The organism is Flavobacterium anhuiense, from assembly GCF_001705175.1.
In the GTDB taxonomy this organism is placed as follows: domain Bacteria; phylum Bacteroidota; class Bacteroidia; order Flavobacteriales; family Flavobacteriaceae; genus Flavobacterium; species Flavobacterium anhuiense.
Genome location: NZ_CP016907.1, coordinates 4,407,554 through 4,431,948, shown reverse-complemented (window position 1 = coordinate 4,431,948; position 24,395 = coordinate 4,407,554). Strand labels below are relative to the sequence as shown.

Genomic DNA, 24,395 nt, shown 5'->3' with positions numbered 1-24,395 from the left:
TTGCGAACCTAGCGGTTAAGTAAAATAGTATTAATGATTTTAAGTTGAAGAGAAATCTAAAATCTAAAATCTAAAATCTAAAAATAATTTTGAAAATAGTAATTATAAATTACGGAGCAGGGAATATTCAGAGCATTATGTTTGCTATTGAAAGATTGGGTTTTAAAGCTGTTCTGAGTAATAATCCAGAGGAAATTAAATCGGCAGATAAAGTGATTTTTCCTGGCGTTGGCGAGGCGAGTTCAGCTATGGCTAAACTTCGCGAAAGCGGTTTGAACAGTTTGATTCCTCAATTAAAACAGCCAGTTTTGGGAATCTGTCTTGGAATGCAATTGATGTGCAATAAGACCGAAGAAGGAAATACCGAAGGTTTAGGGATTTTTGATGTTGATGTTTTGAAATTTTCAAACAACGTAAAAGTGCCTCAAATGGGCTGGAATCAGATTTATGATTTAAAAACTGATTTGTTTAAGGATGTTTCTGAAAATGAATTTATGTATTTGGTTCACAGTTTTTACGCTCCAAATTGCCAATACGCTGTGGCTAAAACTAATTATGATGTAGAATATGCATCGGCATTACAAAAAGATAATTTTTACGGAACACAATTTCACCCAGAAAAAAGCGGTGATGTAGGAGAAAAGATTCTCGGAAACTTTTTGAAGATGTAAAAACTTCAATATCAATCAAAATATCAAAAATCAATTTCAATTTTTAGAATTTAAAATCTAAAATCAGAAATCTAAAATAATAAAAATGAGAATAATACCAGCCATAGATATCATTGATGGAAAATGCGTTCGTTTGTCCAAAGGTGATTATGATACGAAGATAATTTACAACGAGAATCCGCTTGAAGTGGCAAAATCATTTGAAGCGCACGGAATCGAATATCTGCATTTGGTAGATTTAGACGGTGCAAAATCAAGCAGAATTGTCAATTATAAGATTTTAGAACAAATCGCTACACAAACCAGCTTAAAAATTGATTTTGGAGGCGGATTGAAATCGGATGATGATTTGAGAATTGCTTTTGAAAGCGGTGCTAATCAAATTACTGGCGGAAGCATTGCCGTAAAAAACAGAACGATCTTCGAAAAATGGATTTCACAATATGGAACTGAGAAAATCATTCTGGGAGCTGATGCTAAAGACGAAAAAATTGCTGTCTCAGGTTGGTTAGAAGAATCAAATGAAGATTTGATTCCATTCATTCAAGATTATCAATCGAAAGGAATTCAGTACGTTATCTGTACAGATATTGCCAAAGACGGAATGCTTCAAGGTCCAAGTTTTGATTTGTATAAAAAGATTTTAGCAGAAGCGGAAGGTGTAAAATTAATCGCCTCAGGAGGAATTTCGACTTTCGACGAATTGCCAAAACTAGCAGAATTAGGCTGTGAAGGAACTATTATCGGAAAAGCGATTTACGAGGGAAGAATTGCTTTGAAACAGTTAGAAAACTATATAATTGGTTTATAGTTATTAGTTGTCGGTTGATAGTTTATCGCATTAACCAACAACAATCAACCAATAACCAACAACTAAAATAAAAAATGTTAGCAAAAAGAATCATACCTTGTTTAGATATAAAAAACGGAAGAACCGTAAAAGGCGTTAATTTCGTTGACTTGCGAGACGCTGGAGATCCTGTAGAATTGGCTGCGATTTATTCAGCTGAAGGCGCAGACGAATTGGTTTTTCTGGATATTTCGGCAACCGAAGAAAGACGTAAAACACTTGTCAATATGGTGCGAAGCGTTGCAGAAAAAATCAATATTCCGTTTACAGTTGGCGGTGGAATTTCATCTGTTGAAGATGTTGATATTCTGCTGAATAACGGAGCTGATAAAGTTTCAATCAATTCGTCAGCAGTTAAAAATCCACAATTGATTAATGATTTGGCTCAGAAATTTGGAAGCCAATGCGTTGTAGTGGCTATCGATGCCAAACAAATTGACGGACAATGGATCGTGCATTTAGTTGGCGGAAAAGTGCCAACAGAATTAAATCTTTTCGATTGGGCTGTTGAAGTGGCAGAACGTGGTGCAGGAGAAATTTTATTCACTTCAATGGATAATGACGGAACCAAAAACGGGTTTGCAAACGAAGCTTTGGCTAAACTTTCAGAATTAGTAAATATTCCGATTATTGCTTCTGGAGGAGCTGGAAACATTCAGCATTTCTTAGATTCGTTTCAAAAAGGAAAAGCAGATGCGGCTTTAGCAGCGAGTGTTTTCCACTTTAAAGAAATTGAAATCAAGGCGTTGAAACAAGAATTAAGAAATAATAATATAGAAGTGAGAATTTGAGAAAAAATTCCAATTTTTAAATTCCAAATTCCAATAATTCGAGTTTAGAAATTAATCTAAAATCTTCCCGATAGCTATCGGGACTAAAATCTAAAATTAAAATGGAAATCGATATCAAAAGCGCACACGGATTAATTCCGGCGATAATTCAGGATTCAGAAACAAAAAATGTTTTGATGTTGGGTTATATGAACGAAGAATCGCTTCAAAAAACAATAGAAACGCAAAAAGTAACTTTCTTTAGTCGTTCAAAGCAAAGACTTTGGACAAAGGGCGAGGAGAGTGGCAACTTTTTAAATTTAGTAAGTATTAAAAATGACTGTGATGGCGATACGCTTTTAATTCAGGCAAAACCTGTTGGGCCAACGTGTCACACGGGTGCAGATACCTGTTGGCAGGAGCCAAATGATGCTAATTACGGTTTTATTTCACAATTAGAAAATACAATTAAAACTCGTAGAGAAAATGCTGATTCTGAACAGAGTTATGTCGCTTCTTTGTTTGCAAAAGGAGTAAATAAAATAGCGCAAAAAGTAGGTGAGGAAGCTGTAGAAGTCGTTATCGAAGCGAAAGACGATAATGACGATTTATTCCTTAGTGAAAGCGCTGACTTATTGTTTCATTATTTAATTCTACTTCAAGCAAAGGGTTTTAAATTGAATGATGTTATTGAAGTTTTGAAAAAACGTCAAAAGTAAAATATTTTGTTTCAAGTTTCAAGTTTCAAGTTTCAAGTTTCAAGTTGCTCACAGAACATGAAACTTGAAACTTGAAACTTGAAACAAAGTTATTGCTCCACAAACTCAAAAACCGCAAATTCTTGCGGCTGATGAAATCCAAAAACTGAAGTTTTATAAGGCTGTAAAGCAATGTATTCAGTGGTTTCACCGTAATCAATTCTAAAAGCATTTCCTCGCCATTTTGTCCCAGTTTTCGGTTTTTTAAAACCGCCATTTTCAATTTTTTTGAGGCTAGAAAAAGGGATTTTGATTTCTACTGTATAGCCATCAGAATTTATTTTGCTTACAGATTCTAAGCCTTTAATATCGAAATCCATTGCCGTATTCCATCCTCCACATTCTGGCGAAATGCATTTTAAAACCAAATCGTAATTTGTAGAAAATGCATTCACTCCAATTTCAATATAATTCTGGCCATCTCCATCTGGATCTAGAAAAATTTCAGCTAAATCATCGGTGTTGAATATTTGAGAATCTTTTGTTTGTGGTGCTCCAATGATTTTAGAATCAGTGCATTTGTAAGCTAAATATAAGTTTTTGCTATTCCACGAAAGAGAAACAAAAGTTTGCTGGGAAGCTTTTTCGCCTGTGTTATGAATTGCAAACGGACCAAGAAAAGGAGTTTTCCACTCTGATAAATCACCATCAATATTAATTTTGTCATTTGTTTTATGAACAGGAAATGTCTGAGAATAAACGGATAATTGGCAGAATAAAAGCGAAACAATAGTAATGTATTGCAATTTCATAAAACACTAAATATAATTGAATCGCTAAAATAAAGAAAATGAGTTTATCTATTGTTTTTGATTGTTAAAATGATAAAAATTTAAAAAGTTTGATATGAATGTTTACATTTGTTGAAGATTAAAACAGGTTTGACAGCCTTATTTATTTCAAATTTATAAATAATGAAAAAACACTTTTGTGGGGCATTTATTGCCTTTTTAGTTGGTTTTGCGGCCAATGCTCAGGGACTTTTAAATAAGTCAGAAACCGTTTTTACACATCAGGACACTTTACGCGGAAGCATTACAAAAGAAAGAGCTTGGTGGGATTTAAAATATTATCAACTTAATGTAAAGGTAAATCCAAAAGAAAAATCAATTTCAGGTTCGAATACTGTTCGTTATACTGTTTTGACAGAAAATAACCGTATGCAGATCGATTTGCAGCAGCCAATGAATATTACCAAGGTAACGCAGAACGGAAAAGAATTAAAATTTGAAAGAGATGGAAATGCGTTTTTTATTACTTTAAATGAAAAACAAAAAGTTGGTGATACTAAGGAGATTGTAGTTTATTATGAAGGAAAACCGAAAGAAGCTGTAAGAGCGCCATGGGATGGAGGTTTTTCTTGGAAAAAAGATAAAAACGGAAAAGATTTTATTGCTACATCTTGTCAGGGTTTAGGCGCTAGTGTTTGGTGGCCTTGCAAAGATCATATGTATGATGAAGTAGAAAATATGCTTATCAGCGTGAATGTGCCAGGAGATTTAACGGAGGTTTCTAACGGAAGACTGAAAAGCGTTAAAAAAGAAAAAGACGGAACTAAAACTTTCAATTGGTATGTTTCTAATCCAATTAATAATTACGGTGTAAACATCAATATTGGTGACTATGTAAATTTCTCTGAAGTATTTAAAGGGGAAAAAGGAAATTTAGATTGTAATTATTATGTTCTTAAAGATAATTTAGCTTTAGCTAAAGAACATTTCAAAGATGCTCCAAAAATGTTGAAAGCTTTTGAAAGCTGGTTTGGACCATATCCTTTTTACGAAGACAGCTATAAATTGGTAGAAGTGCCTTATTTAGGAATGGAGCACCAAAGTTCTGTAACTTATGGAAACCAATATAAACAAGGTTATTTAGGACGTGACTTAAGTGGAACAGGTTGGGGACTAAAATTTGATTTTATCATCATTCATGAATCTGGACACGAATGGTACGCTAACAATATTACCTACAAAGATATTGCAGATATGTGGGTTCATGAGAGTTTTACCAATTATTCTGAGAGCCTTTTTGTAGAGTATTATTATGGTAAAGAAGCTGGTGCTGAATATGTTATTGGATGCAGACAGAATATTGAAAATGACAAGCCAATCATCGGGCATTATGATGTAAATAATGAAGGATCTGGAGATATGTATCCAAAAGGAGCCAATATGCTTCATACAATTCGTCAAATAATTAATGATGATGCTAAATGGAAATCGATTTTAAGAGGCATGAATAAGACTTTTTATCATCAAACCGTTACAGGAAAACAGATTCAAGATTATATTAACGAACAATCTGGAATTAATTTCAATAGAGTTTTTGCACAATATTTAACCACAACCCAAATTCCGGTTTTTGAATATATGTTTAAAAACGGAACTTTTGGTTACCATTGGACTAATTGTGTTTCTAAATTTGATATGCCAGTAAAAGTTAAAATTAATGGAGTAGAAACTTGGTTAAAACCAACAGCAGAATGGCAGTCTATAAAAACAGATAACGAAGACAGAAAACTGGAAGTAGACAAAAACTTCTATGTTACTACTTCTAATATAGTCGAATAAAAATTCGACAAATTTCAATTTTTAAAATCCCAAATTCCAATTTTATGTGGAGTTTGGGATTTTTTATTATTAAACCTGATGGTTTGGTTTTGGGTATAGTTTTGTCATTTCTCTTTCGTCGTAAGACAAAAAAGCCTTGAAATTCAAGGCTTTTTTATTGGAAATTAAAAGATTTAACGATTATTCAATTTCGCTTTCTCCTTAATAATATCAGCAATTTTCCTATTTTCAATTTTGCTTTCGAGCCACGAAATGATATCTAAATATAAGAAAGCCCTTTTTTCATATGTATTCTTTTCAAGCTCAACGAAACGACTGTGCATTTTCTTGAATTCCTTTTTGATATCGGCAGGGTAGAAGTTGTTTAGGTTTCTTAAAAACTTGATGATTTCTTTTTGAACTTCATGCAAGTCGTTCATTTTCAATAAGAACTTATAGGTGCTTTTCAAATGATTTTCTAAATAATAATCCTTCCCAAGCTCATAATGCGCAATAAGCGACAATAATCTCGCAAAACACATTAAATCTTCGCGCATTGTCAAGTTTTTATTGTTGATGATTTTGTCTAAATAATTGATGCACTCATTGTATTTTTCGTTACCAAAATAAATAGAAGCAATTTTATAGAAAAACAACATCTCGTGATGCTCGTCAAGATGTTCACTATGCAATTTCAGTTTATTTAAAATTTCTGGAATTAAATATTCGCTTTCTGCAAATGTTCCTTCTAATATATGCAGATTCAATTTATTGTTATAGACATATAAGAAAGACAGTGAGGCAAGATTATCGTTTACAGGAAATTTAGGATCAGCGATTGTTTCTTCCAGAAGATTTAGATATTTCTTGAAATTCGATTTATATTTTAACATATAAAGCGATTCTAAGAAATAATGATTTCCTTTTAAGAAGAAAACAGGATTCAGATAAATCATATTTGGATTATCATAGAAAAGCTGAACCCATTTATAAGCAAATTTATAACTCGCTAAAAAATCTTGAACTAGAAAGCTTCTCCAAAGGTTGGCATTGTAAAACCAATACTTTTCTCGGAAACCAAATTTACTCTCATCAAGCTTGGAAATGTGCTTATTAAAGTAATCGTCAATATATCTGTACTCTTCATCATTTTTTACATAACCTGTTTTCAGCATGATTCCGTACAGCTGAAGAGATAAATTGGATAATTTGCTTGAAATCGTATTTCTATAATTCAATTCTTTGGCCTGAACTACCAATTCGTCAGCACGACCTTGAATACTTCGGGTGATGTATTGCGATTCAATTAGTTTTTCGAATTCAACAATTTCATACGCCATATATTTTTCATCATTCTCTAAAGCTTGCTGTTTGGTTTTATCCAATATTTTCAAGCTCTGCTTGTATAATCCTTTATTATAAAGAATAACAGCAAAATCCATTTGCTCTCGAAGCTGATAACGAATATTCTGACTAGGAATATTTAGCCTTATACTAACCAGGATTTGTTTGTATAAGTATGATTTTAAGTTAGATAACTGCACTTTTTGGATAACACCACTTTTCAAAATGAGTTTTTCATCGTAAACTTCAGATTTATCTAAAATGTTGAATAATTCGATAAATTTTGTATTTGAACTCGTTTCTAATCGGCTTGCAAAAATTTTAAACTGCCTTTTTTCTGATTTCGAAAGTGATTTGATTAGAACAAATAAGAAATCTTTTTGATGGTTAGCCATTGTAAAAAATAATAATATAACTTACTGATTATAAGTTAGTTAATATAGTATAAGTTGTTTTATAAACAGTATAATTTCATTAAAATGAATTTCATACTGTAATAGTACAATATATATTTGTTATCAAGATGTGAAATTACATTAAATAAATGAATATGAATAGAGAGAAAGTTCAAATTTTTGACACCACATTGCGAGATGGTGAACAAGTTCCAGGATGTAAGTTAGATACTAAACAGAAATTAGTTATCGCAGAACGACTAGACAAAATGGGAGTTGACATTATCGAAGCAGGCTTTCCTGTGTCAAGTCCGGGCGATTTTTTATCGGTCTCTGAGATTTGTAAAATTGTAGAAAATGCAACCGTCTGCGGACTAACAAGAGCCGTAAAAAACGACATTGATGTTGCTGCAGCTGCTTTAAAGCATGCTAAGAAACCTAGAATCCATACTGGAATCGGAACTTCGGAATCTCACATACTCCACAAATTAAATACTACGCCTGAAGATATTATTGCAAGAGCAAAATTTGCTGTATCACACGCTAAATCTTATGTAGAAGATGTTGAATTCTACGCTGAAGATGCCGGTAGAACAGACAATGCTTTTCTTGCAAAAGTTTGTGAAGAAGTTATCAAATCTGGAGCTACAGTATTGAATATTCCTGATACTACTGGATATTGTCTTCCAGAAGAATACGGAGCAAAAATTAAATACTTAAAAGAAAACGTAAAAGGAATCGAAAACGTTATCCTTTCATGCCACTGTCATAATGATTTAGGAATGGCAACTGCAAACTCAATTGCAGGAGCTATAAATGGAGCAAGACAAATTGAATGTACTATTAATGGTATAGGCGAAAGAGCTGGAAACACGGCGCTTGAAGAAGTGGTAATGATTTTCAAACAGCACCCTTACTTAAATTTAGATACAAACATTAATACAAGAGAATTGAACGAAATGAGCCGTTTAGTTTCTGAAAGTATGGGAATGATTGTACAGCCAAATAAAGCAATTGTTGGAGCAAATGCTTTTGCACACAGTTCTGGAATTCACCAAGATGGCGTAATTAAAAATAGAGCAACTTACGAGATCATGGATCCGCTAGATGTGGGAGTGAATGAATCTTCAATCATTTTAACAGCAAGAAGCGGAAGAGCTGCTTTAGCTTACCGTGCTAAAAAAGTAGGTTACGAATTGACAAAAACACAATTGGATATCGTTTACATCGAATTCTTGAAATTCGCTGATATTAAAAAAGAAGTTGTAGACGCAGATATCCACCAAATTATAGAAGCTTCTAAAATAGAAGGAGATTTAATAAGAAACTAAAATAAGTATAAAAATAAGAGTTTAAGGAACAATAAGGATTTAAAGACATAAAGAGCGAGAGATTATGAATTTAAAAATTGCAGTTTTACCAGGAGATGGAATTGGACCTGAAGTAATATTACAGGCTAAAAAAGCTTTGTACGCCATTGGCGAAGTGTATAATCATGAATTTGTTTTTGAAGAAGCACTGATGGGAGCGGTTGCTATCGATAAAACGGGAAGCCCTTTGCCGGAGCAGACTTTGAATCTGTGCTTAAATACAGATGCGGTTTTGCTTGGTGCAATTGGAGATCCTAAATATGATAACAATCCAAATGCAAAGGTTCGCCCAGAGCAAGGATTATTAAAATTGCGAAAAGAATTAGGATTGTTTGCTAATATTCGTCCTATAAAACCTTATAAAGCCTTAATCGAATCTTCTCCTTTAAAAAGAGAAATTATTGAAGGAGCTGATTTTACCATTTTTAGAGAATTAACTGGTGGAGCTTATTTTGGAACTAAAACACTTAATGATGAAGGAACACATGCTTCGGATTTATGTGAATATTCAGAAGAAGAAATTACAAGAATTGCACATTTAGCTTTTAAATCGGCGCAAAAAAGACGTAAAAAGCTAACAATGGTAGACAAAGCAAATGTTTTGGAAACTTCAAGATTGTGGAGAAAAGTAGTTCAGAAGGTGAGCGAAGAGTATTCAGATGTTAAACTTGATTTCTTATTTGTGGATAATGCAGCAATGCAGTTAATCTTAAATCCGAAACAATTTGATGTGATTTTGACTGAAAACTTGTTCGGAGATATTTTATCTGATGAAGCTAGCGTAATTACGGGTTCAATTGGCTTATTGCCATCGGTATCTTTAGGTGAAAAAAATGCTTTGTTTGAACCAATTCACGGATCATATCCGCAGGCAAAAGGCAAAAACATTGCCAATCCGATTGCTTCGATTTTGGCAGCAGCACTTTTGCTAGAGCACTTTGGATTAACTAAAGAAGCTCATGTAATCTATAAAGCGGTTGAAAAAGCAATTGAATACAAAGTAGTTACAGTTGATTTGAAACCAGACTCAAAATTTGGAACAAATGAAGTTGGAGAGTTTGTTTCTAATTTTATTTTCAGCAAAGATGATTTGCTTTATTTCAATAATGACAATGTAAGTATTGGGCAATCTACAATTGTTTAATATTTTTTGTTAAAACTTGAATATAATCACAAGAAGTATTGTAAATGTTGAGATTTTATTTTTTTACTTCCAGAAGTTTATTTACTTTTGTGACACTAAAAAATAAATGATGCAAATCTCAATTATTATTACTTCTGTCGTTGTTGTCAATGTGATTCACACATCTGCATCGGGAATGTTATAAATATAATTGAAAGACTATATTACAAACCTTCCAAATACTGGAAGGTTTTTTTTTGAACAAAAAATTAAAAAAAATAAAACTATAATGGAATTAAATAAGTACAGCAAGACCATCACACAAGATCAAACACAGCCAGCGGCGCAAGCGATGTTGTACGGAATTGGTTTAACTGAAGAAGATTTAAAAAAAGCACAAGTTGGAATTGTGAGCATGGGTTACGATGGTAACACTTGTAACATGCACCTTAATGATTTAGCACAAGATGTTAAAAAAGGTGTCTGGGATGCAGATCTTGTCGGACTTATTTTTAATACCATTGGTGTCAGTGACGGTATTTCTAACGGAACTGAAGGTATGCGTTACTCACTCGTTTCTCGTGATGTAATCGCAGATTCTATTGAAACAGTTGTGGGAGCGCAATGGTATGATAGTTTAATTGCAATTCCTGGATGCGATAAAAATATGCCAGGTGCCTTAATTGCAATGGGAAGGTTAAACCGCCCATCTCTTATGGTTTACGGAGGTTCTATCCATTCTGGAAAATGGAAAGGAGAATCTCTAAATATCGTTTCTGCTTTTGAAGCTTTAGGAAAAAAAGTAAAAGGCGAAATTACTCCAGAAGATTTTAAAGGTGTTATTCAAAATGCTTGTCCAGGAGCTGGTGCTTGCGGTGGAATGTATACTGCAAATACAATGTCTTCTGCTATTGAAGCATTAGGAATGAGTTTGCCTTACAGTTCTTCAAATCCTGCTTTAAGCCAGGAAAAAAGAGACGAATGTCTTGAAGCTGGAAAAGCAATCAAAATATTATTAGAAAAAGATATTAAGCCAAGAGACATTATGACTCGTAAGGCTTTTGAAAACGCTATCACAATTGTAGCTGTTTTAGGTGGTTCTACAAATGCTGTTATGCACTTAATTGCAATGGCTCACTCAGTTGGAATCACAATTACATTAGATGATTTCCAAGCAATTAACGATAGAACACCAGTATTGGCAGACATGAAGCCAAGCGGTAAATACATGATGGAAGACATTCACGAAGTAGGAGGTATTCCAGCAGTTATGAAATACTTATTGAAAGTTGGGCTTATTCATGGGGACTGTTTAACAGTTACAGGAAAAACAGTTGCAGAAAACTTAGCTTCAACTCCAGATTTACAAGACGGACAAGAAGTAATTCATGAAATTCAAAAAGCATTAAAACCAACAGGAAATATTCAGGTATTATACGGAAATCTTGCTACTGAAGGTGCTGTAGCAAAAATCAGCGGAAAAGAAGGAGAATATTTCGAAGGGCCAGCTGTTGTATTTGAAGGTGAATTTGAAGTAATTCCAGGTCTTCAAGCTGGAAAAATTAAACCAGGTAATGTAGTCGTCATCAGGGGTTGTGGACCAAAAGGTGGTCCGGGAATGCCTGAAATGCTGAAGCCTACATCTGCTATTATTGGTGCTGGATTAGGAAGCAGTTGTGCGCTAATTACAGACGGTAGATTCTCGGGCGGTTCGCACGGTTTCGTGGTAGGACACGTTACACCAGAAGCATATGACGGTGGTGGTATTGCACTAGTAAAGGATGGTGACTTAATCGCCATTGATGCTGTGAAAAATACAATCGACCTGAAGATATCTGACGAAGAATTTGCAGCAAGAAAAGCGGCTTGGGTTCAGCCGGCTTTAAAAGTTGACAGAGGGGTTTTACTTAAATACGCTAAGTCGGTTTCGAGTGCATCAACAGGATGTGTAACCGATAAATAATTATAAAAAATCAAAAATCAATATCAATTACAATAACAAAAAGCAATAGCAATAAAAATTAAAAATTTCAAAAATAAACTTAAAGTTAAAGATGAAATTGATTTTTGATACTGCCATTGAATTTTCAAATTGAAATTTGATATTGGAAAAACAATATACTATGAAAATATCAGGGGCAGAAGCCGTTATAAGATGTTTATTAGCAGAAGGAGTAGATTTGATTTATGGTTATCCAGGTGGAGCTATAATGCCGGTTTACGACGAATTATATAAATTTCAAGATCAGTTGCACCACGTTTTAGTGCGTCATGAACAAGGTGCAACGCATGCAGCTCAAGGTTATGCAAGGGCTACAGGAAAAGTAGGGGTGGCCATTGCTACTTCTGGACCAGGAGCTACAAATTTAGTAACTGGTATCGCAGATGCTCAAATCGATTCAACTCCTTTAGTGTGTATTACGGGGCAAGTTGGAAGACATTTATTGGGATCTGATGCATTTCAGGAAACCGATATTATCGGAATTTCAACTCCGGTTACAAAATGGAATTTCCAAGTAACCGAAGCTTCTCAAATTCCTGAAATTATTGCAAAAGCATTTTACATTGCTCGTTCTGGACGTCCAGGGCCAGTTTTGGTTGATATTACTAAAAATGCTCAATTTGATGAGTTCGAATTTAGTTATGAAAAATGCACAGGAATTAGAAGTTATGTTCCTGTTCCAAAATTAAATTTAGACAAAGTTGCCGAAGCTGCAGCTTTAATTAATAGTGCAAAAAAACCGCTTATTGTTTTTGGTCAAGGGATTATTTTAGGTCAGGCAGAAGCTGAGTTTAAAGCAGTGATTGAAAAATCTGGAATTCCAGCAGCTTGGACAATCTTAGGATTGTCAGCTTTACCAACAGATCATCCTTTGAACGTTGGTATGCTTGGAATGCACGGAAATTATGCGCCAAATTTGCTAACAAACGAATGTGATGTTTTAATTGCTTTCGGAATGCGTTTTGACGACCGTGTTACAGGTAAATTAAACACTTATGCAAAACAAGCAAAAGTAATTCACTTCGAAATCGATCCTGCTGAGATTGATAAAAACGTTAAGACGGATATTGCTGTTTTAGGAGATGTAAAAGAATCTTTAGCTGCTTTATTACCGCTTCTTGATGCTAAATCTCATGATTTGTGGCACAATGAGTTTAAAGAATTAAGTAAAGTTGAATATGATTCTGTAATAAAAGAAGAATTAAATCCAACAAACGGCAAAGGAATTTCGATGGGAGAAACAATCGAAATGATCAACAAACACTCAAAAGGTGATGCTATTATCGTTTCAGATGTTGGTCAGCACCAGATGTTTGCTTGCCGTTACGCTAAATTCAATTCAACAAAAAGTAATATTACTTCTGGCGGTTTAGGAACAATGGGATTCGCATTGCCTGCTGCGATTGGAGCAAAAATGGGAAAACCAGATCGCGAAGTAGTAGCTATTATTGGTGATGGAGGTTTCCAGATGACAATTCAGGAACTAGGAACAATTTTTCAAACAGAAGTTCCAGTAAAAATTGTGGTTTTAAACAACGAATTCTTAGGAATGGTTCGCCAATGGCAAGAATTATTCTTTGATAACAGATATGCTTCAACAAAAATGATCAATCCAAATTTCATTGCCATTGCTGAAGGATATCATATCAAATCTAAAAAAGTTACACAACGTGAAGATTTAGATGCGGCTGTCGCTGAGATGCTGGCGTCAAAAGATTCATATTTCTTAGAAGTTGTAGTTGAAAAAGAAAACAACGTTTTCCCAATGATTCCAACAGGAGCTTGTGTATCAGAAATTAGATTAAGTTAAGAAAAGTTTCAATCCCGATAGCTATCGGGAAAATAAAACTAAAAAAACATCATGGAAGATAAAACATTTACCATATCGGTATACTCAGAAAATAATGTGGGACTGTTGAATAGAATATCTGGAATATTCTTAAAGCGTCACATTAATATATTAAGTCTAAATGTTTCAGAATCAGAGATAGAGAATGTTTCAAGATTTATCATTGTTGTAAACACGACAGAAAAATGGGTTCAGAATATTGTAGGCCAGATCGAAAAACAAATTGAAGTTATAAAAGCATTTTATCATACAGATGAAGAGACTATTTTCTTAGAAAATGCTTTGTTTAAAATCGCTTCAAGCTTGTTGTTTGACGAGAAACAGATTCAGAATATCATTAAAGAAAGCCAGTCTACGATTGTGACGGTTTCTCGAGATTTCTTTGTGATTTCAAAATCAGGAAGACGTTCTGAAATTGAAGAATTATACCAAAAGTTCAAACCATACGGAATTATGCAGTTTGTGCGTTCGGGAAGAATATCAGTTTCTAAGCAAAAAATGGAAATTTCTTCATTGCTAGAAACTTTTAAATAATAAAATCTTAGTTATATATAATCAATATTAAATTTCATTTCATTAAATATTAAAACAAAAATGGCAAATTATTTCAATACATTACCACTTAGATTACAATTAGAACAATTAGGAGTTTGCGAATTTATGGAGCAATCAGAATTTGCAGACGGAATTGCAGCATTGGCTGGAAAAAAAGTTGTAATTGTTGGTTGTGGAGCACAAGGTTTGAATCAAGGTTTAAACATGAGAGATTCTGGTTTAGACATTTCTTACGCATTGCGTGCAGATGCAATTGCAGAAAAAAGAGCTTCTTATAAAAATGCAACTGAAAATGGTTTCAAAGTAGGAACTTACGAAGAATTGATTCCTACTGCAGATTTAGTTTGCAACCTTACACCAGACAAACAACACACTGCTGTGGTAACTGCTATTATGCCATTAATGAAACAAGGTTCTACTTTGGCTTATTCTCACGGATTTAACATTGTGGAAGAAGGAATGCAGATTCGTAAAGACATCACTGTTATTATGTGTGCTCCTAAATGTCCAGGTTCTGAGGTACGTGAAGAATACAAAAGAGGATTTGGAGTTCCAACTCTTATCGCTGTTCACCCAGAGAACGATCCGAATGGATTTGGTTTAGATCAAGCAAAAGCTTATGCTGTAGCAACTGGAGGACACAGAGCTGGAGTTTTAAGATCATCTTTCGTGGCTGAAGTAAAATCAGACTTAATGGGTGAGCAAACAATTCTTTGCGGATTATTGCAAACAGGATCTATTTTATGTTTTGATAAAATGGTTGAAAAAGGAATCGATCCTGCTTATGCATCTAAATTAATCCAATACGGATGGGAAACTATCACTGAAGCTTTGAAACATGGTGGTATTACAAATATGATGGATCGTTTAAACAATCCTTCAAAAATTGAGGCTTACGAATTGGCTGAAGAATTGAAAGATATCATGCGTCCGTTATTCCAAAAACACCAAGACGATATCATTTCTGGGGAATTCTCTAGAACTATGATGATTGACTGGGCAAATGACGATGTAAATTTATTGAAATGGAGAGCTGCAACAGGAGAAACTAACTTCGAAAAAACGGCTCCACAAGAAGCTCCAATCTCTGAGCAAGAATATTTTGATAATGGAGTATTGATGATTGCAATGGTAAAAGCTGGTGTTGAATTAGCTTTCGAAACAATGACAGAGGCTGGAATCATCGAAGAATCTGCTTATTATGAGTCATTACATGAATTGCCATTAATTGCAAACACAATTGCAAGAAAGAAATTATTCGAAATGAACCGTGTAATTTCTGATACTGCTGAGTACGGATGTTACTTATTTGATCATGCGTGTAAGCCATTATTGACTGAATTCATGAAAAAAGTTGAAACTAATATTATAGGTAAACCATTTTCTACTTCAAACGGAGTAGACAATACCGTATTAATTGCTGTAAACAAAGCAATCCGTCAGCATCCTATCGAAGAAGTAGGAGCTTGGTTGAGAGAGTCTATGACAGCAATGAAAAAAATTGGATAATAAAAAATTGGGAATTTCCGCAGAATCCGATTCTGCGGAATTTGCACTGTATCAATGATTTGTAATATTTTGAATTAGTAAGCACTTATTAAGATAATAGATATAGATGCATATTGCATTCACTTAACTTCAGATAATAAGCAAGTTAAGTGAAGCGGATCCCTAAAATGGGGTATATTTTGAAAAAAAATATACTTGTTGAAATTTCTGTTTTAATTAATAAGGATGCTGCTATTTTCAAAATAGAGAAAAATTTTGCAACGCATTTACAAAATTAATTGTTATTGAAATTTGTTAAATTAAAAAAGGCATAATATCTGTTTATTATGCCTTTTTTGCCCTTAAGTAATAATAAAAAATAAAGTTTTAAAATAATTTCAGATAATTATCATATTTTATTAAATAAATGTTTTTTTTTGATAAAATTTATGAATTAAATTATTTCACGGATACGTTCAGATTTAATACATTTATAAAAAAATTCAACAAACGATGAGCTATTACAAAATTGAAAATTTAGAACAATACTTTAAACATTACAATAAGTCAATAAGAGAGCCAAGAAAATTTTGGGGAAAAATAGCAGAGGAGAATTTCACATGGTACCAGCAATGGGAAAAGGTTGTTGATTTTAATATGGCTGAGGCTGAAGTAAAATGGTTTACAGATGCTAAAGTTAACATTACCAAAAACTGTATTGATAGACATTTAAGCAAAAGAGGAGAGAAGACGGCAATTATTTTTGAACCGAACGATCCTTCTGAAGAGGCTTTACATATATCGTATAATGAATTATACGAGAGAGTTTCAAAAATGGCAAACGTTCTTCGCGAGCAAGGTGTTCGCAAAGGGGACAGAGTTTGCATTTATTTGCCAATGATTCCAGAATTGGCTGTTGCTGTTTTAGCTTGTGCTAGAATTGGAGCAATTCACTCAGTAGTTTTTGCTGGATTTTCTGCTTCTGCAGTTTCTGCAAGAATCAACGATTGCGAGTGTAAAATGGTGATTACATCTGACGGAGGTTATAGAGGAAATAAAACAATTGACCTTAAAGGAATTGTTGATGAAGCTTTAGAAACTTGTCCTTCTGTAACAAAAGTTTTAGTTGCAAAAAGAACTAATACTGATGTGAAAATGAAAGAGGGCCGTGACATTTGGTTGCAACCATTATTAGACGCAGCTTTGGATAATAGCGTTGCTGAAATTATGGATGCCGAAGATCCTTTATTTATTTTATATACTTCAGGATCAACAGGAAAACCAAAAGGAATGGTTCATACTACTGCAGGTTACATGGTATATACAGCGTATACTTTTAAAAACGTTTTCAATTACGAAGACAATGATATTTTCTGGTGTACTGCAGATATCGGATGGATTACAGGTCACTCTTATATATTGTACGGGCCATTATTGAATGGCGCTACAACTGTAATTTTTGAAGGAGTGCCTTCTTATCCAGATTTTAGCCGTTTTTGGGATATTATCGAAAAACATAAAATTACACAATTCTATACTGCACCAACTGCAATCCGTTCGTTGGCAAAAGAAAGTTTAGACTATATTCAAAAATATCCTCTTAAATCTCTTAAAGTTATTGGATCTGTTGGAGAACCAATTAATGAGGAAGCTTGGCACTGGTTTAATGACCACGTTGGTGATAAGAGATGTCCAGTTGTAGATACTTGGTGGCAGACAGAAACAGGAGGAATCATGATATCGCCGATTGCTTTTGTAACACCAACAAAACCAACGTATGCAACTTTACCATTGCCTGGAATTCAGCCAGTTTTGATGGATGAAAAACGCAATGAAATTGAAGGAAATCAAGTAGTTGGAAGTTTGTGTATTAAATTCCCGTGGCCAGGAATTGCCAGAACTATTTGGGGTAATCACGATCGTTACAAAGAGACTTATTTCTCTGCTTTCCCTGGAAAATATTTTACTGGAGACGGAGCATTAAGAGATGAAGTGGGTTATTACAGAATCACCGGTAGAGTAGATGATGTAGTAATTGTTTCTGGACATAACTTAGGAACTGCGCCAATTGAAGATGCGATCAACGAACATCCAGCTGTTGCAGAATCTGCTATTGTTGGATTCCCTCACGATATTAAAGGAAATGCTTTATATGGTTTTGTAATTCTGAAAGAAACAGGAGAAGTTAGAAACAAAGAAAATCTGGCTAAGGAGATTAATCAATATATTGCAGATCACATTGGACCAATTGCTAAATTAGACAAGATTCAATTCGTTTCTGGTTTGCCAAAAACTCGTTCAGGAAAAATTATGCGTAGAATACTGCGTAAAATAGCAGAAGGAGATTTTTCTAATTTTGGAGATACAACGACTTTACTAAATCCAGAAGTAGTTGAAGAAATTATGAAAGAAAGAATTTCTTAATTTGAAACATAAACAAAAAAAAACGCCTCTAAATTAAGAGGCGTTTTTTTTTAAAGAATTTTTAAAAATATATTATTGAGCAACTTTTGAATTTGCATCGTTTACAAAAATAAGTTGCTGCATGTTGCTTAAATTAGTGAGAGACAGAATTCCATTTTTGTTTTCATTTATTCCATTTATTTTAAAACAGAATTGATTACCATCTTTGTCCATTAAAGTTATAAATTCTTCTGTATCATCCGTAAAATTTTGGCAACTATGTGAAATGGTATATTTATACATTACAGCCATTCTGTCTTGGTTATAATTGTAAACTCGCCCGTCTTGCGTAAAAGTCCATTTGATACTTAGGTTTGTTTTAGAATACCAGTTTCCTAAAATTCGTTTAGAAGAAGGGTCTTGATTTTGGGCAAAAATTGCTGAAACAAAAAACAGCAATGGCAACATAAGCTTTTTCATAGATTTTTTTAATTAAAAAATAGACTGTGTTTTTGTTTGTTTTTTGGAAATATAATTTGATATAAAATTACAGTTTTACTTAATTTGAAAAATATATGAGCTTATAATTTTGTGTTAAAGCTTAAACAAATAAAATGCCTCTTAAAATTTAAGAGGCATTTTTATATCATACAGAATTGATTATTTTTAATTTATTTAATTCCCAATCTAGATTTTAATTTCAAGAATAGGAGTCCAATTCTATAGGCATCTTCCGAAGAAGAATTTCTATCACTTTTCGGAATTTTATAAATTCCACACAAATCGTCAAGAGAAAATTGCTTGTCATTTATATCAGTCAATTTTCTATACATTACATCTACATCTAAAGCCTCGTTTTTTAGTCTTCCACAGTTTAAACGTTCCAAAGATGCATTCAACATTTCGATATCAAAATTGATATGATGTCCAACCAGAATAGAATTTCCTATAAAATTCACAAAAGCTTCAAGTGCATCAGGTTCAGGCATTTTCATCATTTTGCTTTCAATGATAAATTCATTTGAAAGTCCGTTGTCTTGAAGGTATTTATATTGTAATAAAACGGTTTCAAAATTTTCTTTAATAACAATGCTGTTATCAATAACTGAAAAGGCTCCAAGTGATAATATAACATCTTTATCCGGATTTAAGCCAGAAGTTTCAGTTGACAATACAACAAACTTATTAGGTTTAGTTTCGAATTTAGTTAAATAATCTTTCCAGAAATCTGGATAGTCTTTATTGATATTTTTTAGCCAGTCTAGCATGTTTTATGAGAATTGTGTCAATTGAAATTTACTCTTAATCAGTTCCTCCAGGTCTTTCATTGGGGACAATGCATTTTTTAATTTCTCTTTGTCAGATTTTGACATTTCTCTTAAATTAATATATTGGCCAGAGTCGTCATTTTTTAATCCTTCAACAGTTCTAAATTTGGAAAGTGTCAAGAATGCTTCCGCACAGCTTAAGTATATTTCGGCATTTTTAGAATCTGTAATTGCTAATTGTTTGAATCTTAGATACGTATTTTGAATTCCTTTTATGTTGGCATTTAATATTAATAAACGTGCACCATCAATTAGCGGCATCAAAGCTCTTGTCTTGATATCAAATTTATCTTTATGTGGTCCATCTTCTTCCGTTATAAATTTCTTGAAGAAACTCAAAGGAGAATTTTTCTTTAAGGCATCATTTCCTAAAAAGTCGAAGAACAAAGTATTATTTACTGCATTTTTGAAAATCACGCTTTCTATCGCTTCTTCAATTTTTGGCTCTCCAAAAACAATTTCGTAATCAAAGAAAATACTGCTCAAATCATTGCTGTTTTCACCTGGAGTATTCATCCAACTGTTGTACTGTTTTGTCCAGTCGCTCAATGATTTACACCAAAGCATGTTGCTTGCCATGTGCCCATTTGGACAATAATCATAGCCCACTTTTTCCAGTATAGAAGTAGCGCGTTTAGCCAGTCTTAAGAAATAATCTTTTACCTCTCTGTATTTCTCTGGAGTAACGTCCTCAAAAATTAAAATGCTATCCTGATCTGTAAGCAATAATTGTTCTTTACGCCCTTGACTACCAATACTTAACCATGCAAAACGTGCAGGAGGGGAGCCTAAGTCTAAAATTGATAATTCGACCGCCCTTTTAATGATAGCTAAGTTAATCTCGCTTGCTATATTGCTAACATGTGAGATTGGGATATTTTTTTGAATCGAATTCTGAATCAAATCTGATAGACGATCGCGTATTTGTTTTAAGTCTTTTGGAAGTTGAGAACGCTTAATTTCTTTAATTAATACACCTGGGTTACTAGCTTGAGCAACAATAAGATCGTGTTCAGAAATAATTCCTTTTACAACAGATTTGCTTGTACCGTCTTTAGTAACGCATAGGTGAGTTACATTATGTTTTAGCATTAACAATTGCGCTTCAGCCAAAGACACATTTTCTAAAACTGTAACAACCGGAGAAGACATAATCTTATCAATGGTTTCAGTAATAGGATAGCGTCCAGTTGCAATTTTTGAAGACAAATCAGCATTGGTAACAATTCCAATTGGATGATTTTTCTCGCCGCAGATTATGATATTATCTACCATAGAATCAGTCATTAAAAGTGCAACATCCTTAATGATAGATGTGGCCTGAGTTGTTAGAGGCGAATTATTATAGTTAAGTGACTGAATATATTGCATTTCTGTCTGCTGATCAATGTAATCGCTATCAGAAATTAGTTTGCCGTTAGAACCCACGCTGTCTTTGGTGTGACGTGAATTTACAGCAAAACTCTCCAAAAGAAAGTTCAATACATCAGAATTATTGGCAACAAATGGTCTAAATACAGCGATCGGAATAGCATAAATAATGCTTTCCTCACGTGCCTTAGCGGTCATCATGTAGTTGTTTTTTGCAAAAAACGGACGTAAACCAAAAATATCGCCTTCGTGACATTTATTTATAATGGTTTCTTCGGCGTCTGCAATAGTCGTAAGATTAATGACACCAGAAGCTACAACATAAAAACTTTCATGAAGCGGATCGTTATTTTGAAATAATACCGCATGCTTTTCTAAATTGATGACACGAATATTCGTGGCAATATCTGATAATTCCTGGAAAGTCAGGTTATCAAACGGTTTGTATTCTTTTAAAAAATCTGCAATATGTTCAGCAACTGTATTCATATGTGTGATAATTTATTTTTAAAGTATCGAATGTAAAAATAGTAAAATAAAGTCTTACAACGAAAGGTTCTTTAGGAGAAACTAATTATTTTAAAGAAATGTTAAAAGATAATGGCAATAAGACCTGTAAAAGTTTTAATGTTTTGAAATTTTAAATATTATGATTCTGAAAATGATGTTTGATTTAGACGAAAAATAAACAATTCGAATCAAGTTTCATAATTTTGCAATATTTCAAATTTTTTTGATTTTAAAATCATATAGCGCATTTATGGCCGGTTTGCATTTGAAAGAAAACATTCAGTCTGATAAATCAAACCAATAAATTCATCAAGCTAATTTTTCAATATTTGAAAATGTTTTATTTTAAAATTCATATAACAGATTTATGATCGATTTGAATTTTGAGAAATTTGTTCTAATAATCAATAGAATTTTCTTAAATCAAGATAATCCAAATTTTCAATATTTGAAGAATTTTTAAAACAAAAACCATACAGCATATTTATACGAATTTTAATTTTTAATTCTTTTATAAAAAAATTATTCATCAAATATACGCCAGAAGTAAGGAAGTGAAATTTTCGATATTTGAAAGCATTTTCAAAAGAAATGCATACAGCGCATATATAGGGCGGTTTCTAAAATATTCTATTTTACATAATATAAATTATAGTTCAAAATGAAATAGCTCCGAGAAAGAGCTTATTCATATAATTTATTTAAAATCATCTCTTTTGGAACAACATCACCTCCGCCATTTTTATTGAACTGAATTACGGCATCGTTTACAAACAAAACTGCGCTAGCTGTAACTCCGTTTTTATCTTTGAGTTTTATTTGTGCTTTGTCGCCATGCGGATAAACATGTCCGGTAACTTCTAAAATTCCTGAATTTAAATCTTTGTGTTCGCTAGTAACTTCCGCAGTTCCAAAAATCTTATAATTTGACTGAGCTATCGTAATCGTAAAACTATATTCTTTCTTGCAGTCTTTGCATTTTTGGCTTCCCCAAGTTCCTGAGAATTTGTTTTGCTGCGAGAATGCTTGCATGGAAATTAAAAATGCCAGGAAAAGAAATTTTTTCATTGTAGTTTGTGTTATTAAAATCTGAACCAAATATAAATCAAAAAAGCATCACAAGTTTGCGATGCTTTTTCTAAAGTTTTCTCAAATCTATAATTTTTTCAAATAAACCGATTTTCCATTTAGTGATACGTCAACTTGATTTGTTTTTTCGTTAAACGTAGTTCGCAAAGCATTTCCGTTAAAAATAGTAACGTCGCCGTACACATGACCAGCCTCACTAGATGTATAATCAAATTTCACTTTTTTGTTTCCTGGCTCAATGCCTAATTTATAACTTGAAAATTTTGTGCCTCTTAAGTCAAAATCCTGTTGCGAATCGATAATTTTACCGTCAGCGTAAAAATTCGTCACCGATTTGCTTAAGGTAATATCCGGATAATATTGGTTTACTTTTTTTAAGAGTTCGTATTGTTCAATACTAGCTTCTTCTTGTTTAGATGTAATGGTCTGTGCAAACGTAATTGATGTGCATAAAATTGCAGCTAGTAAAAGGTACTTTTTCATAATTTCTAATTTAAAGATTAATAAATAGTTACACTAAATAATGTTGGCAATTACTTTAATTTATTGTTATAAACTTTTTCAAGTTATACTACAAGGTATGAAATCTTTACCTTTGCAAAAAATTATAAGCCACTTTTTAAGATAATGACAACAAAAAAATATATTCAGCTCATTCTGATATTGGGCTCTTTAACTGCTCTTGGTCCTTTTTCAATCGATATGTACCTGCCTGGTTTTTCGGGAATTGCAAAAGATTTAAATACTACGGTTGCTAAAGTTTCGATGAGCTTATCCAGTTATTTCATCGGAATTTCGGCCGGACAATTACTTTATGGCCCTTTATTAGATCGTTTCGGACGTAAAAAACCTCTATTTGTTGGACTTTTGGTCTACATTCTTGCGTCTTTGGGATGTATTTATGTTGCTGATATTGATGCTTTTATAATGCTTCGTTTTGTTCAAGCTATTGGTAGCTGTGCCGCAACCGTAGCTTCAGTAGCTATGGTTCGTGATTTATTTCCTGTAAAAGATATTCCCAAGGTGTTTTCGCTTTTAATGCTTGTTGTCGGACTTTCTCCAATGCTCGCGCCAACCATTGGCGGTTATGTTACTGAAGACCTGGGCTGGCACGCGGTCTTTTTTATACTAATGTGTATGGGAATCTTGATTTTGTCTGCTTCACAATTTGGACTTCCAAACACTTACAAACCAGACACTTCTATTTCATTAAAACCAAAACCGATTCTGTCTAATTTTCTTCTGGTAATAAAAGAACCTCAATTTTATACGTATGCATTTACAGGTGCTGTAGCTTTTTCAGGATTATTTTCTTATGTGGCGGCTTCTCCACTAGTTTTTATGGATATTTATAAAGTCGATGCTAAAACTTATGGATGGATTTTCGCACTTATGTCTGTTAGTTTTATTGGTTCAAGTCAGTTGAATTCTATGCTATTAAAGAGATTTTCGAGCGAACAGATGATTTTTGGAGCTTTGATTTCTCAATCTGTTATAAGTATAATATTCCTGATTTTGGCTTTAAATGACCTTTTAGGATTGTATCAAACTATTGGAATGCTATTTTTGTTTTTGGCTTGCTTAGGGATCTCAAATCCAAATACTGCGGGATTAACGTTGGCTCCTTTTGCTAAGAATACCGGAAGTGCTTCTGCATTAATGGGTGCCATTCAGCTTGGAATCGGTGCTTTGGCTTCGTTTGCAGTTGGTGTTTTTGTGAAAGATTCTGTAACGCCAATGGTCGCGATTATGACGACTACAACTATAACCGCATTTATAATTTTAAATATCGGCAAACGATTTATAAAAGAGAAACTTGAACTATCAGATAGTGATGATGTTATGATTGGCCACTAAAGATTTTAAATCCCAAAAAACAAATTCCAAAACTAAAACTTCAATAATTTAAATATAAAAAGCCAAAATCTTTTGATTTTGGCTTTTCTATAGATTGGAATTCGGAATTTTAA

The 24,395-nt window shown here is 33.3% G+C and carries 20 protein-coding genes; 13 read left to right on the top strand and 7 right to left on the bottom strand.

Going from position 1 to position 24,395, the window contains the following annotated elements; genetic code table 11:
• Positions 1 to 89 precede the first annotated feature (89 nt).
• The 4 genes from hisH to hisIE all read left to right on the top strand — a co-directional run bounded on the left by hisH (position 90) and on the right by hisIE (position 3,010).
• The gene (hisH, locus tag BB050_RS18705) at positions 90 to 671 is read left to right on the top strand and encodes an imidazole glycerol phosphate synthase subunit HisH (protein ID WP_008464086.1); all 582 of its coding nucleotides are present in this window, start codon (positions 90 to 92) and stop codon (positions 669 to 671) included.
• 85 nt (positions 672 to 756) lie between these two features.
• Positions 757 to 1,482: a 1-(5-phosphoribosyl)-5-[(5-phosphoribosylamino)methylideneamino]imidazole-4-carboxamide isomerase gene (hisA, locus tag BB050_RS18700; protein ID WP_066034654.1), complete on the top strand. Its 726-nt coding sequence runs from the start codon at positions 757 to 759 to the stop codon at positions 1,480 to 1,482.
• A gap of 74 nt (positions 1,483 to 1,556) precedes the next feature.
• Positions 1,557 to 2,312, top strand: coding sequence for an imidazole glycerol phosphate synthase subunit HisF (gene hisF / locus BB050_RS18695; RefSeq protein ID WP_066034653.1), 756 nt, complete (start codon positions 1,557 to 1,559; stop codon positions 2,310 to 2,312).
• A 101-nt stretch (positions 2,313 to 2,413) separates the two neighbouring features.
• Complete coding sequence (hisIE, locus tag BB050_RS18690; RefSeq protein ID WP_066034652.1) at positions 2,414 to 3,010, top strand: bifunctional phosphoribosyl-AMP cyclohydrolase/phosphoribosyl-ATP diphosphatase HisIE; 597 nt, start codon at positions 2,414 to 2,416, stop codon at positions 3,008 to 3,010.
• Between the two features lie 89 nt (positions 3,011 to 3,099).
• On the opposite strand, the gene BB050_RS18685 is transcribed toward hisIE, so the two are convergent.
• Entirely contained in the window at positions 3,100 to 3,801 is a 702-nt protein-coding gene (locus tag BB050_RS18685) for a carbohydrate-binding family 9-like protein (protein WP_066034651.1), read from the bottom strand.
• Positions 3,802 to 3,963: 162 nt separating this feature from the next.
• On the opposite strand from BB050_RS18685, the gene BB050_RS18680 reads away from it, so the two are divergent.
• Complete coding sequence (locus BB050_RS18680) at positions 3,964 to 5,619, top strand: M1 family metallopeptidase (RefSeq protein ID WP_066034650.1); 1,656 nt, start codon at positions 3,964 to 3,966, stop codon at positions 5,617 to 5,619.
• Positions 5,620 to 5,792: 173 nt separating this feature from the next.
• On the opposite strand, the gene BB050_RS18675 is transcribed toward BB050_RS18680, so the two are convergent.
• A complete protein-coding gene (locus BB050_RS18675) occupies positions 5,793 to 7,337 on the bottom strand; it encodes a hypothetical protein (RefSeq protein WP_066034649.1) in 1,545 nt (514 codons plus the stop codon).
• 155 nt (positions 7,338 to 7,492) lie between these two features.
• On the opposite strand from BB050_RS18675, the gene BB050_RS18670 reads away from it, so the two are divergent.
• From BB050_RS18670 to acs, 7 genes are all read left to right on the top strand, one after another.
• Positions 7,493 to 8,668: a 2-isopropylmalate synthase gene (locus BB050_RS18670; protein ID WP_008464093.1), complete on the top strand. Its 1,176-nt coding sequence runs from the start codon at positions 7,493 to 7,495 to the stop codon at positions 8,666 to 8,668.
• 64 nt (positions 8,669 to 8,732) lie between these two features.
• The gene (gene leuB / locus BB050_RS18665; RefSeq protein WP_066034648.1) at positions 8,733 to 9,851 is read left to right on the top strand and encodes a 3-isopropylmalate dehydrogenase; all 1,119 of its coding nucleotides are present in this window, start codon (positions 8,733 to 8,735) and stop codon (positions 9,849 to 9,851) included.
• Between the two features lie 268 nt (positions 9,852 to 10,119).
• Positions 10,120 to 11,793, top strand: a complete 1,674-nt coding sequence (gene ilvD, locus BB050_RS18660) for a dihydroxy-acid dehydratase (RefSeq protein WP_008464097.1) — start codon at positions 10,120 to 10,122, stop codon at positions 11,791 to 11,793.
• A gap of 160 nt (positions 11,794 to 11,953) precedes the next feature.
• Complete coding sequence (gene ilvB, locus BB050_RS18655; protein WP_066034647.1) at positions 11,954 to 13,642, top strand: biosynthetic-type acetolactate synthase large subunit; 1,689 nt, start codon at positions 11,954 to 11,956, stop codon at positions 13,640 to 13,642.
• 51 nt (positions 13,643 to 13,693) lie between these two features.
• The gene (ilvN, locus tag BB050_RS18650) at positions 13,694 to 14,215 is read left to right on the top strand and encodes an acetolactate synthase small subunit (RefSeq protein WP_008464099.1); all 522 of its coding nucleotides are present in this window, start codon (positions 13,694 to 13,696) and stop codon (positions 14,213 to 14,215) included.
• Positions 14,216 to 14,275: 60 nt separating this feature from the next.
• Entirely contained in the window at positions 14,276 to 15,745 is a 1,470-nt protein-coding gene (gene ilvC / locus BB050_RS18645; protein WP_008464100.1) for a ketol-acid reductoisomerase, read from the top strand.
• Positions 15,746 to 16,237: 492 nt separating this feature from the next.
• Positions 16,238 to 18,148 (top strand): acetate--CoA ligase, encoded by a 1,911-nt coding sequence (acs, locus tag BB050_RS18640; RefSeq protein ID WP_008464101.1) that lies wholly within the window; start codon positions 16,238 to 16,240, stop codon positions 18,146 to 18,148.
• Positions 18,149 to 18,220: 72 nt separating this feature from the next.
• On the opposite strand, the gene BB050_RS18635 is transcribed toward acs, so the two are convergent.
• The 5 genes from BB050_RS18635 to BB050_RS18615 form a co-directional block, all read right to left on the bottom strand.
• Positions 18,221 to 18,607, bottom strand: a complete 387-nt coding sequence (locus tag BB050_RS18635; protein WP_066034646.1) for a hypothetical protein — start codon at positions 18,605 to 18,607, stop codon at positions 18,221 to 18,223.
• 191 nt (positions 18,608 to 18,798) lie between these two features.
• On the bottom strand, positions 18,799 to 19,395 hold the full coding sequence (locus tag BB050_RS18630) for a 3'-5' exonuclease (protein ID WP_008464103.1): 597 nt from the start codon (positions 19,393 to 19,395) through the stop codon (positions 18,799 to 18,801).
• A 3-nt stretch (positions 19,396 to 19,398) separates the two neighbouring features.
• The gene (locus BB050_RS18625; RefSeq protein WP_008464104.1) at positions 19,399 to 21,315 is read right to left on the bottom strand and encodes a DUF294 nucleotidyltransferase-like domain-containing protein; all 1,917 of its coding nucleotides are present in this window, start codon (positions 21,313 to 21,315) and stop codon (positions 19,399 to 19,401) included.
• Between the two features lie 705 nt (positions 21,316 to 22,020).
• A complete protein-coding gene (locus BB050_RS18620) occupies positions 22,021 to 22,404 on the bottom strand; it encodes a hypothetical protein (RefSeq protein ID WP_066034645.1) in 384 nt (127 codons plus the stop codon).
• Positions 22,405 to 22,491: 87 nt separating this feature from the next.
• Positions 22,492 to 22,908, bottom strand: a complete 417-nt coding sequence (locus BB050_RS18615) for a hypothetical protein (RefSeq protein WP_008464106.1) — start codon at positions 22,906 to 22,908, stop codon at positions 22,492 to 22,494.
• 144 nt (positions 22,909 to 23,052) lie between these two features.
• Here BB050_RS18615 and BB050_RS18610 point away from each other — a divergent pair, with 144 nt between their 5' ends.
• On the top strand, positions 23,053 to 24,282 hold the full coding sequence (locus BB050_RS18610; protein ID WP_066034644.1) for a multidrug effflux MFS transporter: 1,230 nt from the start codon (positions 23,053 to 23,055) through the stop codon (positions 24,280 to 24,282).
• Positions 24,283 to 24,395 lie beyond the last annotated feature (113 nt).